Origin of the sequence: Duganella sp. Dugasp56, from assembly GCF_047304105.1 — a bacterium.
GTDB classification, from domain to species: domain Bacteria; phylum Pseudomonadota; class Gammaproteobacteria; order Burkholderiales; family Burkholderiaceae_D; genus Rugamonas; species Rugamonas hordei.
Genome location: NZ_JBGLYQ010000005.1, coordinates 207681 through 219914 on the forward strand (window position 1 = coordinate 207681; position 12234 = coordinate 219914).

General features: G+C 64.1%; 6 protein-coding genes. 1 reads left to right on the forward strand and 5 read right to left on the reverse strand.

The window, feature by feature from the left end; translation table 11 throughout:
- Window positions 1–37: 37 nt before the first annotated feature.
- From ACCD07_RS05100 to ACCD07_RS05120, 5 genes are all read right to left on the reverse strand, one after another.
- Window positions 38–1102, reverse strand: a complete 1065-nt coding sequence (locus ACCD07_RS05100; RefSeq protein WP_176651451.1) for an aldose epimerase family protein — start codon at window positions 1100–1102, stop codon at window positions 38–40.
- Between the two features lie 95 nt (window positions 1103–1197).
- Window positions 1198–2151, reverse strand: a complete 954-nt coding sequence (locus ACCD07_RS05105; RefSeq protein WP_413446703.1) for a family 43 glycosylhydrolase — start codon at window positions 2149–2151, stop codon at window positions 1198–1200.
- Window positions 2152–2167: 16 nt separating this feature from the next.
- Complete coding sequence (locus ACCD07_RS05110; RefSeq protein ID WP_176651453.1) at window positions 2168–3535, reverse strand: MFS transporter; 1368 nt, start codon at window positions 3533–3535, stop codon at window positions 2168–2170.
- 62 nt (window positions 3536–3597) lie between these two features.
- Entirely contained in the window at window positions 3598–6240 is a 2643-nt protein-coding gene (locus ACCD07_RS05115) for a TonB-dependent receptor (protein ID WP_176651454.1), read from the reverse strand.
- A gap of 184 nt (window positions 6241–6424) precedes the next feature.
- Window positions 6425–7927 (reverse strand): AMP nucleosidase, encoded by a 1503-nt coding sequence (locus ACCD07_RS05120; RefSeq protein WP_176651455.1) that lies wholly within the window; start codon window positions 7925–7927, stop codon window positions 6425–6427.
- A 135-nt stretch (window positions 7928–8062) separates the two neighbouring features.
- Between ACCD07_RS05120 and ACCD07_RS05125 the strand changes: the two genes are divergently transcribed.
- The gene (locus tag ACCD07_RS05125) at window positions 8063–12106 is read left to right on the forward strand and encodes a Pls/PosA family non-ribosomal peptide synthetase (RefSeq protein WP_413446704.1); all 4044 of its coding nucleotides are present in this window, start codon (window positions 8063–8065) and stop codon (window positions 12104–12106) included.
- Window positions 12107–12234 lie beyond the last annotated feature (128 nt).

Genomic DNA, 12234 nt, shown 5'->3' on the forward strand with positions numbered 1-12234 from the left:
AATAAATTATTATTCGACTTCGATACCCAAATCGATATCAGTCGGCGACGCCGAGGCGGTAGGCCATCACCGTCGTGTATTCCTCGCCGGGACGCAGGATCGTCGACGGGAAGCCGGGCTGGTTCGGCGAGTCCGGGTAGTGCTGCGGTTCGAGGCAGAAGCCGCTGCGATGGCCGTAGATGCGGCCTTTTCCGCGCATGCCGTCATGCAGGAAGTTGCCACTGTAGAACTGTACCCCCGGCTCCTGCGACAGCACTTCCAGCATCCGGCCGGACGCCGGATCAACCACCCGCGCCACCACCTCCAGCGCGCCGGACTGCGATTTACTCAACACGAAGTTGTGGTCGTAGCCCGAACCGTGGCGCAGCTGCCCATCCTCCTGCGCGATGCGGGCGCCGATGGCTTGCGGCGCGCGGAAGTCGAACGGCGTGCCGGCCACCGGCGCCAGCTCGCCGGTCGGGATCAAGCCGCCGTCGACCGGCGTGTAGGCATCGGCCGGTATCGTCAGCTCGTGCGACAGGATGTCGCCCTTGCCGGCCAGGTTGAAATACGCGTGGTTGGTCAGGTTGACCGGCGTCGCTTTGTCGGTGATGGCGTGGAAAGCGATACGCAATTCGTTATCGTTGCGCAGTTCGTAGATGACGGTCACTTCCAGGTTGCCCGGGTAGCCCTGCTCGCCGTCCGCGCTCAGGTAGCTCAGGATCAGGCCCGCCGACTTGGGCGTGGCGAAGGTTTCGGCATCCCACAGCCGGCGGTGAAAGCCTTCGCTGCCGCCGTGCAGGTGATTGGCGCCGTTGTTGACGTCGAGCTGATATGCCTCGCCGTCGAGCGTGAAGCGGCCGTCGGCGATGCGGTTGCCGTAGCGGCCGATCAGCGCGCCGAAGTAATGCGATTCGCCGAGGTAGTCGGCCAGGTTGTCGAAGCCGAGCGCCACATCGGCCATGGCGCCGTCGCGGTCCGGCGCGTGCAGCTCGGCGATCACGCCGCCCAAATTGCTGATTTTGGCGATCATGCCGTTGGCGTTGGTCAGGGTGAAAAGCGTGGCCTCACGGCCGTCCGGCAGGTGGCCGAAGGAAGATTCTGTGATGGTTGCTTGCGACATTCTGGACTTTCAAATGCACGACGGCCGGCGGAAAATTATCCGAGCCGGCCGCCGCATGTGTTCTATGGGTTCCCGCGCACGCGGGAGTGACGACATTAAGCCATCGACGGTTTTCCGAATACAGGCATACCCTGCCCGTCCCATTTCAGCGGTTTGACATAAGTGTGACGGTCCGGATTCCACAGCGGGTCGCCGATGATCTCGGTGTAGGTGCGTGCATGATAAACCAACATGACGGTTTCGCCATCATCGCCGACGGTAAAACTGTTATGGCCGGGTCCGTAGACCCCGTGTTCGAAGCAGGTTTGCAGCACCGGTTGTGGGTTTTTGGTCCACGACGCCGGGTCCAGCAGGTCCGCGTCTTCGTTCGCCCACAGCAGGCCCATGGCGTAGTTTTCGTCGGTGGCGCTGGCCGAATAGCTGATGAAGATCTTGCCGTTCTTCTTCAGCACCGACGGACCTTCGTTGACCCAGAAGCCGCGTATCTCCCAGTCGAACTCCGGTTTGCTCAGCATGACCGGCGGGCCGCCCAGCTGCCACGGCGTCTTCATCGGCGCGATGTAGAGGTTGGAATTGCCCTCGATGGCGACATCCTTCTGCGCCCACAGGTAGTACAGTTGGCCCTTGTGGGTGAAGGTGGTGGCGTCCAGGCAGAAGGTGTCGATGCCGGTGTCGACCTGCCCCATGAACTCCCACTCGCCTTCCAGGGGGGTGGCGTTGGCGTTGCGGATCGCGTACATGCGGTGCTGGAAAAGCTTGTGCTTGATCTCGCGGCTGGGCGCGGCGGCGAAGTACACATACCAGGCGCCGTCGTTGAAATGGAGCTCCGGCGCCCAAACCAGTTCGCTGTAGGGGCCCGTATCCGGCTTGTGCCAGACGTCGACCTTCTCCGCATCCGCCAGGCCGGCGATGGTTTTCGCCCGGCGCAGTTCGATGCGGTCGTACTGCGGCACCGAGGCGGTGAAATAGTAATAGCCGTCGCTGTGACGGATGATAAAAGGATCGGCGCGCTGTTCGATCAGCGGCTGCAATACGTCGTTGCTTTCCATCTCTGCTTCCAAAAAATTAGACTGCCACATAGGATTGGGCTCCCATCTGTTTCTTCACTTCCGTGTAGTACTCGTCGGTGACGCGGTATTTGAACATCAACAGGCCCATCACCGTATGGAAGAAGCCCGGTATCAGCGTCACCATCAGCACGATGCCGTGCAGCGCGAAGGCGGTCTGCTCGTGGTTCGGCTGATATTCAAAATAGGTCAGCAACACGCCGACCAGCGCGCCGGCGATGCCCATGCCGGCCTTCTGGCACACCGAAATGCCGCCGAAGGCGAAGCCCGACACGCGCTTGCCGGTCTTGACCTGGCCGTAGTCGATGGTCTCGGCGATGGCCGACCAGAACACCGGCGCATGCAGGTCCACCACGAAGGACAGCAGGAAGTACAGCACAAAGGCCAGCATCACGTCGCCCGGCTTGACGGCGAAGTAGATCACGGCGCTGATGACGCCGACGCCGATCTGGGTCCAGCGGAACAGCTTGACCTTGCAATAGAACTTGGTGATCCAGGTCGAGGCGATCATCGACAGGATGGCCGCCACCACGCCGATCGACAGGAAGGTGGCGACGGTGGCGGTGTCGCCGCCCAGGTAGTACTTGGCATAGTAGATCGCCGCCGAGGCGCGCACCACGTAGCCGATGGTGCCGGTCACGCAGACGCCGCACAGGATCAGCCACTGGTCGTTTTTCAGCAGCACCTTCAGCTGCGCCGGCAGCGATTGCCGCTGCACCACGTGGCGCACGCGCTCGGTGGTGGTGAAAAAGCAGAACAGGAACAGCGCGATGCCGATCACCGCCATCACCGCCATCGCGGCCTGGTAGCCGACAGCCGCGCTGCCGCCGCCCCAGCGTTCCGACAGGATGGGCACCACCACCGTCACCATGAAGGCGCCGATCTTGGCGAAGAACAGGCGGTAGCCGTTGGCCGACAGGCGCTGCTGCGGATCGTCGGTCAGGCTGCTGGGCAGCGAGATGTAGGCGATGCCGACGCCGGAAGTCATCACCGTCATGATGATGTAGGTGGAATAAGCCCAGATCAGCTTTGCGCTGTAGGCCCAGTCGGGCGTGGTGAAGACGAAGAACACGCTGACGCCGTAGGGGATCGCCAGGAACAGCAGGTATGGACGGTAGCGGCCCATGCGCGGACTGTCGTAGCGGTCGGTGATCTGGCCCATCACCAGGTCGGACAAGGCGCCGATGAATTTGACGGCGACGAACAGCAAGGCCAGGTCCGAGGTTTTCAGGCCGTAGATATCGGTGTAGAAGAACGTGATGATCAACATCATCGACGAGATCACCACGTTCAGCGCCATGTCGCCGGCGCCGAAGCCTACTTTTTCCAACAGCGACAACTTTTGATTCGACTTTTGATTCGACATCGATTACCTCTCAATGCCACATCCCCGCAAGGGCGGGGACGTGGCGGTTTTAAGCAGCTGCCTTAGTTCTTCCAGCTCAGCGACAAGCCCACGGTGCGGTCATAGCGACGGGTATCGCGTGGGAAGACCACCGGGTCCTGCCAGTAGTCCTGATACTTGAAGTTCAGCAGGTTGGTGCCGGTCAGGTTGACCGACAGCTGCGGCGTGATCTTGTAGCTCAGCGAGCCGTCCAGCGTCGACATCGCCGCCGCGATCAGGTCCTTGCCGGCCAGGTGCGCTGGATCCGGGGTGTCGCCATACAGCTGGGTGAACTTGGAGCGCCAGTTATACGCCAGGCGCGCGGACCACCCCTGCTTTTCATACAGTCCGACGATGTTATAGGACAGCTTGGACATGCCGGCGAACGGCTTGTCTTCCAGTCCCGGCACCGCCGACGACGTCGCGCCGCCCTGGGAGAAGGTGACGTTGGCCTGCAGACCGAAGCCATTCAACCATCCTGGCAGGCCATCGTAGAACTGCTGGTAGGCCAGCTCCAGGCCTTGCAGGTGGCCCTTGTCGGTATTGAACGGACGGGTGGTCAGGTAGTTCACGCCCTGGAAGGTCTCCTGCACGCCCTTACCCATGATGTAGCCGTCGAAGTTATGGCGGAACAGCGTACCGCTGACGTAGCCGGTCGGGGCGAAGTACCATTCCAGCGTGCCGTCGAAGTTCTGCGCGGTGACCGGCTTCAGGTCCGGATTGCCGCCCGACGCCGTGGCCAGCGTGGTGGTGCCGTTCGAGTTGACGTAGGCGGTGGCTGGATTGAGCGCAGCGAAGTCGGGACGGGTCAGCGTCTTGGCATAGGCAAAGCGGGCCAGCAGGTCGGGCCGCAGCGTGACCTTGATGTTCGCGCTCGGCAGCACGTCGGTGTTGGAGTTGGACTTGCTGACCGGGACATACACCAGGCCAGTGGAGGTCACGATGTTGTTGTTGGCCAGCAGATCCGCGTCGGTCTTGGTCACCCGCACGCCAAACACACCGTCGACCGGGATGCCACCCATGTCGAAGCCGATCTTGGCTTTGCCGTAGACGGCGATATTCTGCTCCTTGTCCTGGAAGAAGGAGGCCGGATCCAGGGCCTTGGCGGCCGAACTGCCGGTGACGGCCTTGCGCACCACGCCGGTCTGGTCGATCATGAAGCCGGCGCAAGGGGTGCTCCACTTCGGCGTGCCATAGTTGACCGAGAACGGCTGGGTGGTGCACGACAGGCCCGGAATGCTGCCCATCGTCACGCCGGGAATGGCGCCCACGCTGCCTTCCAGCGACTTGATCGAGTCGGCGCGGCGTTCGCTGCCACGCACACCGATATTGAACTCCTTGAACAAGCCTTCCGACTCCGGCGTGTAAGTCGCGTCCGCACGCCAGTCGGTGGAGCTGCCGCGGTCATGGCCATAGCGGTCGAAGAACTGGAACAGGTAGATCTTGCTCGGATCGTTCAAGGCCGCGCCCTGGTACTGGGCGAAGGCGCCGCCATCGACGTTGGTCTTGATATGCACCTTGTCGACGTTCAGATTGGTGTCCAGGATGGGATTGACCCAGTCGAACGAGCTGGTGGTGCGCGATACTTCGGCGCTGGTGCGCAGGCCCGGAGCGACCCGCCATTTTCCGCCGATCGCATACTGGGAAGCGATGCTTTCCGCGGCGCGCGCCTGGGTCGACAGGATGGTGAAGGCGTTGGTCGAGTCGATGGTGTCGGTCTGGTTGGTGCCCGGGATCTTGGTCACCTTGATCTGGTCCGGCGAGGTGGCCCATGGCAAGCCGACGAAGAAGTCGGTCTCGTCCTGGCCCTTGAACGACGAGTGCAGACCTTCGGCGTACAGCTCGACGTCGGCATTCGGCTTCCATTGCAGGGCAAAGTTCTCGGCGATGCGCTTGCGCTGGCCGTAGATATCCTGGATGCCGACCAGGTCCGGGCCCGTCAGATTCGGGGCGGCGAAGCTTTTATCGATCGGGAAGGTCTCGAAGCCGCGCTCCTCGTGGAAGTGATTCTTGACGTAGGAGACGCCGAACAAGGCGCCAAATTCACCGGCGCCGGTCTTCCAGCGGTTGGAGATCATGCCGGAAGCTTCCGGATCGGTGGCGTTGGCCTTGTCGGTATTCTTCGCACCGCCCTGGACGCTGACCTGGAAGCCCTTGAAATCGAATGGACGGTTGGTGCGCACGTCGATGGCGCCGGCGATGCCGCCTTCGATCATCTCGGCGCTTTGCGATTTATAGACGTCGGCGCGCTGCAGCATGGTCGACGGGATGTCGGCCAGCTGGATGTAGCGGCCGGTGGTGGTGAACATTTCGCGGCCGTTGATGAAGGTCGAGATGAACGGCAGGCCGCGGATCAGCACCGTGTTGGCCTCGCCGGCATCGCGCCGCACCTGGATGCCGCTGACGCGGGCCAGGGTCTCGGCGACGTTGGTGTCAGGGAATTTACCGATGTCGTCGGCAACGATGGAATCGATGACGTTGTCCGAGTCCTGCTTGATTTTCTGGGCGCTCTGGGCTGCCTTGCGCACGCCGGTGACCACCACCACGCTGTCGCTGGCTGGCGCGTCCTGCGCCAGTACCGGGAAAGCGCTCATCAGGCCGGCCGTGGCCAGTACTGCGACGCCGGTTTTTAAAACGAGGCGATGCTTCGCCTGGGACTCGCAAGTCCCGGATGTCAGATGTTTCATACGTCTCCTGTGTTATCTGTTTTATAGTTATGTTGCTGCGACTTCGGAATTCATCTTAGGGTCTGGACAAAAAACAAACCAATCAATTTTTTGGGGTTTTTGATATCAAAAAAAGTATCGGAACGGCGGCGCAAGTGAAAAAAAAGCCCGCACAAGCGGGCTTTCATGATTTTTTCGCATATTGCTACTGGAACGCCACCTCGGTGAAACTGCGCAGCTTGCGACTGTGAAGTTTGTCCACGCCCAGCGCCCGCAGCAGCTCCAAGGCGCGGATGCCGATGCGTAAATGCTGGTCAACCCGGTCGCGGTAAAACTGGTTGGCCATGCCCGGCAACTTGATTTCTCCGTGCATAGGCTTGTCGCTCACGCACAACAAAGTGCCGTAGGGCACACGGAAGCGGAAGCCGTTGGCGGCGATGGTAGCGCTTTCCATGTCCAGCGCGATCGCCCTGCTCTGGCTGAAACGGCGTTCCGGCGTGCGCTGCGGCAGCAGTTCCCAGTTGCGGTTGTCGGTGCTGGCGACGGTGCCGGTGCGCATGACGCGCTTCAGGTCGTGGCCGGTCAGCTGCGTCACCTCGGCCACCGCCGCCTCGATCGCCACCTGCACCTCGGCCAGCGGCGGGATCGGCACCCACAGCGGCAAGTCCTCGTCGAGCACGTGGTCTTCGCGCACATAGCCGTGCGCCAGCACGTAGTCGCCCAGTTCCTGCGTGTTGCGCAGGCCGGCGCAATGGCCCAGCATCAGCCAGGCATGCGGACGCAGCACGGCGATGTGGTCGGTGATGGTCTTGGCGTTGGCCGGACCGACGCCGATGTTGACCATCGAGATGCCGGTGCCGTCGGCGCGTATCAGGTGGTAGCCCGGCATCTGCGGCAGGCGCGGCAGCGGCGCGCCCAGCGCATCGCCCGCCTCCACCGCCTGGCCGACGCGGCGCGTGACCAGGTTGCCCGGCTCGACAAAGGCGATGTAGTCGTCGCCCGGCGCGGTCGACGCCAGCGCCATCAGCTCGTGGCCCAGCTTGACGAATTCGTCGATGTAGAACTGGTAGTTGGTGAACAGTACGAACTTCTGGAAGTGCTCGCAGGACGTGCCGGTGTAGTGGCGCAGGCGCTGCAGCGAGTAGTCGACGCGCGGCGCCGTGAACAGCGCCAGCGGATGCGCCTCGCCCGGCGGCGGCTCGTGGGTGCCGTTGGCGATGCCGTCGTCCATCGCGGCAAGATTCGGCAAATCGAATACATCGCGCATCAACAGCCGCCGTTCGGCGCTCATATTGCCTTCAATGTGCTCGTGCTCGGCAAACGAGAAATGAATCGGGATCGGCTGCGCGCTAGTGCCGACCTCGATCCGCAATTGATGCTTGCCGTGATTTTTCAACAGCAGCTTGAATTGCTGCTGGTAGTAGCGCGCATACAGGTCGGGCCGCGTCAGCGTGGTTTCGTAGGTGCCGGGGCCGGCGACGAAACCGAAGGCCAGCGTGGAATCGGCGCGGGCCACGGTGTCGGTATGGACGCGGACAAAGGGATAGCAGGCGCGCACGTGTTCGCCGACATCCTCGCCGGCGACAAAGCGTTTCATGGCGTCGCGCAGGTGCGCGATGTTGGCATCGTAGATGGCGCGGACTTGCTCATAAGCGGCAATCGGATCGTCAAATTGCATGGGGGCGATAAACGGGCGGCTCGGTGACATGCGACTCCTTCGGTGCAAGGGGAAGATCCCATATTTCTTATTGTAAAGGCTGTAAGCGGAACTTGCATTCTTCCTCTATGGGAACCATCTGACGTACCGTACAATGACAGCGCCAACACAAAATAAAGTATCAGCATGAACGACCCAGTATCGCTACACATTTCCCAATCGCACCCGGATGTTCTTTACGGTAAGCCGCAAGGCGAGCTGTTGCGCGAGGAGATACTGGCCGACTTGCTGGAAGCCAGCGCCGCGCGCAATCCCGACCAGCTCGCCTTGATTTTTGGCGAGCGCAAGCTGACTTATCGCGAACTGAACGCGCAGGCCGACCTGGTGGCGTCGCGGCTGATCGATGCGGGCGTGCGACCGGGACAGATCGTCGGACTGTGGCTGCCGCGCGGCATCGAGTTGCTGGTGCTGCAGGCCGGCATCGCCAAGGCCGGCGCCGCCTGGTTGCCGGTCGACGAAGACACGCCGGTCGACCGCCTGCAAGTGTGCCTCGACGACGCGCAAGGCGCCGGCGTGCTGACCTGCGCCGCCTTCGTTCCGCGCCTGGCCGCGCTGGCCGATTCCGGCCGGCCCGTGTGGACCGCCGAGGCGCTGCTGGCCGCGCCTGCGGCGGACACCATCCTGCCCCGCCGCGGCGCCGTATCGCCCGACGTGCCGGCCTACGTCATCTACACGTCCGGCTCGACCGGCAAGCCGAAAGGCATCCTGATCACCCAGCGCAGCATCTGCCACTTCCTGCGCAGCGAGAACGAAGTGCTGGGCGTGCGCGCCACCGACAAAGTGTACCAGGGTTTCTCGGTCGCCTTCGACATGTCGTTCGAGGAAATCTGGATCGCCTACCTGGTCGGCGCCACGCTGTGGATAGGTCCCAAGGAAATCAGCGGCGACCCGGAAACGCTGCCGCGCATGCTGGATGAAAACCGGGTCACCGTGCTGCACGCCGTGCCCACGCTGCTGGCGCTGTTCAATCAGGAAGTACCGAGCCTGCGCCTGATTAACCTCGGCGGCGAGATGTGCCCGGAATCGCTGGTGGAGCGCTGGTCGCGCGCGGGCCGCCAGATGTTCAACACCTACGGCCCGACCGAAGCGACGGTGTCGGCCAGCCTGGCGCGCCTGCAGCCCGGCCACCCGGTCACGATCGGCACACCGCTGCCGAACTACGGCCTGCTGGTGATCGATGCGAACACGGAATCTGAAGGAAAAGGGGAATTGCGCCTGCTGCCGCGCGGCGAGATCGGCGAGTTGTGCATCACCGGCCCGGGCCTGGCGGCCGGCTATCTCGGCCGCCCCGACCTGACGGCAGAAAAATTCTTGGCCAATCCCTGGTCCAGCGGCGTGCACGACGCGCGGCTGTACCGCACCGGCGACCTCGCGCGCATCGGCGCCGACGGCGAAGTGGTGTGCCTGGGCCGCGCCGACGACCAGGTCAAGATACGCGGCTTCCGCGTCGAACTGGGCGAGATCGAAGCGCTGCTGGCGCAGCAGCCGGGCGTGGGCACCGTCGCCGTCCTGCTGCGCAAGGACGACGGCATCGACCAGCTGGTGGCCTACATCGTGCCCGACGCCGGCGCCGAAATCGACACCAAAGCACTGCGCGCCGGCCTGGCCGCCAAGCTGCCGCCCTACATGGTCCCCGGCCGCTACGAAACGCAGGAAGCCATGCCGCGCCTGACCTCCGGCAAAATCGACCGCAAGGCCTTGAAGGCCATGCCTTTGAGCGCGCCGCCGGCCGGCAGCGCCGAAGATTCCGACCTGCCCGAGACGCCGGCCGAGGCGGCGCTGTTCGCCGCGCTGTCCACGCTGTTCCCCGGCCAGCCCATCCTGCGCAACGCCGATTTCTTCACCGACCTTGGCGGCCACTCCTTCTTCGCCGCGCGCCTGGCTTCCGCCTTGCGCGCCGATCCGCGCTTCGCCCACATCACCGTGCGCGACATCTACCAGCAGCGCGAGGTCGGCAAGATCGCGCAGGTGCTGGCCGACGCGCCGAAGGCGGCCGAGCAGGAAGCCGACTGGACGCCGCCCTCCGCGATCAAGCGCTGGACCTGCGGCCTGGCGCAAGCGGTCGCCATGCCGGCGTTGGTGGCACTGCGCATGGCGCAGTGGCTGGCGCCGTTCTTCACCTACCACTTCTTCACCGGCGATCCCGGCGACTCGGTGCCGCTCGCCATCGCCGCGTCGGTCGGCGTGTTCCTGCTTGCCACGGTCATGGAATTCGCCATCGCCATCGCCGGCAAATGGCTGATCGCAGGCCGCCTGCAGGCGGGCAGCTATCCGCTGTGGGGCATCACCTACTACCGCTGGTGGCTGGCGGACCGGCTGGTCGAATCGGCGCCGGCCTATCTGTTGAGCGGTTCCTCGCTCAACGCCTGGTGGCTGCGCGCGCTGGGGGCCAAGGTCGGCAAGGAAGTCATCATCGGCTCGATGACGCTGCGTTCGCCGGATCTGCTGACCATCGGCGACAACGTCAGCATCGGCAACGCCGTCAATTTCGAGAACGCCCGCGTGCAGCGCGGCCGCCTGCTGCTCGGCCGGATCACGCTGGAGGACGACGCCTGCGTCAGCTCCTTCGCCATCTTGGAAGGCAATACGCACGTCGAAGCGCTGGGCCATCTTGAAGGCCAATCCGCGCTGGGCGACGGCGGCCGCGTACCGGCGGGCCGCGTCTGGGCCGGTTCTCCGGCGCGCGACATGGGGCCTTTCGACACCACGCGCCTGCCGCCGCGCCCACAAGCCAGCGCCGCGCGCCGCATGGGCGAAGGCGTGTTCTTCGTGTTCGGCATCCTGCTGATCGTCACGCTGTTCTTCATGCCGGTGTTCCCCAGCTTCGTGCTGATCGACTGGTTCGACGAAGCCGGCTGGCTGCCGTGGATACAGGGCGACGACATGCGCATCCGCCTGCTGCGCTACTTCCTGCTGGCCTTCCCCGCCAGCACCGTGCTGATCATCCTGACGGCGCTGCTGTCGGCCGGCATCCGCTGGAGCGTGCTGCCACGCTTGCAGCCCGGCCGTTCGGCGATCCACAGCAATACCTACTGCGCCAAGTGGCTGGTCAGCCAGATCCAGGAATCGAGCCTGAACGTTTTGCACGGCATCTACGCTACCGTGTTCGCGCCGTACTGGTATCGCCTGCTGGGCGCCAAGGTCGGCAAGGATGCAGAGATCTCCACCGCGCTTGGCGTGGTGCCGGACATGCTGACCCTTGGCGACGAAACCTTCATCGCCGACGCGGTCATGCTGGGCGACGAGGAGATCGACGGCGGCTGGATGATCATGCAGCCGACCGTGATATCGCACCGCAGCTTCGTCGGCAATGGCGCCTATATCCCGGACGGCACGGTGCTGCCCGAGCACGTGCTGATCGGCGTGCATTCGCGCGCGCCGGACAACGCCCAGATGAAGAGCGGCGACACCTGGCTGGGTTCCCCGCCGATCAACCTGCCGGCCCGCGAGCAGACCAGCGGCTATCCGGAATGGCTGACCTTCCATCCGTCGCCGATGCGCCGCCTGGGCCGCGGCCTGATCGAAGCGTTCCGCATCGTCGCGCCGCATGCGCTGGTGATCGCGGTCGGCTACACTCTGGTGCTGGCGGTGATGCCGGCCGCTGGCGCCGGCCGCTGGGCCGAGGTGACATGGGACTTGACCTTGGCCGGCCTGGGCTACGGCATCGGCAACTACGTCTTCGTGGTGCTGCTGAAATGGCTGCTGATCGGCCGCTATCGCAAGCAATCGGAGCCGATGTGGACGCCGTTCGTGTGGTTGTCGGAAGGCGTGACCAACCTGTACGAGGGCATCGCCGTGCCCAACTTCATGCGCTACCTGCGCGGCACGCCGTGGCTGCCGCTGGCGTTCAATCTGCTCGGTTCGCGCATCGGCAAGGGCGTGTACCTGGACACCACCGACATCACGGAATTCGACTGCGTGCACATCGGCGATCACAGCGAGCTGAATGCACTGACCTGCCCGCAGACGCACCTGTTCGAGGACCGCGTGATGAAGATCGACCATGTCACCATCGGCGAGCGCGTGTACATGGGGCCGCGCAGTGCGGTGCTGTACAGCGCCGTCGTCGGCGACAACGCCCGCCTCGGCGCGCTGACGCTGGTGATGAAGGGCGAGCAGATTCCCGCCAACGGCTACTGGTCCGGCTGCCCGGCCGCGCCGGCGCAATGACCCCGGCACTGGCCGTCCACCTCTGGCCCGGCCCCGTGCCGGCTGCGCCGGACGGTGTGTGCGTCATCGGCATAAAGGCGGGGGGGGGGGGGGGGGGGGGGGGGGGGGGGGGGGGGGGGGGGGGGGGG